This window comes from Pseudoalteromonas sp. BSi20439 (genome assembly GCF_000241165.1).
Classification (GTDB): Bacteria; Pseudomonadota; Gammaproteobacteria; order Enterobacterales; family Alteromonadaceae; genus Pseudoalteromonas.
Genome location: NZ_BADW01000173.1, coordinates 1 through 230 on the forward strand (window position 1 = coordinate 1; position 230 = coordinate 230).

A 230-nucleotide genomic window follows, 5' to 3' on the forward strand; every position below is an offset into this window, starting at 1 on the left:
AAAGTCTTCAATATCCTCCCATCCTTGTGCACCGGAGATTACTGCACTAATGGCTAAAAGGAGAATATCGATAAGCTCATGCTTTTTACAGCGTTCAATGCGAGGATCGGTAATTGAATTAAAGTGTTTCAGAAAAGTAGCGCTCATATTTTACGTGACCAAGGTGATTATTATGCCTTGATCTGATCACTACATATTCTATAAGTTCAATTTATAATGATCTTGCCGTG

At 37.4% G+C, this 230-nt stretch carries 1 protein-coding gene; it reads right to left on the reverse strand.

Features of this window, described 5'->3' with window-relative positions; all coding sequences use genetic code 11:
* Positions 1-147, reverse strand: a 147-nt coding sequence (locus P20439_RS17965; protein ID WP_138956977.1) for a transposase family protein, incomplete at its 3' end; no start/stop codon positions are given.
* Positions 148-230: the final 83 nt, after the last annotated feature.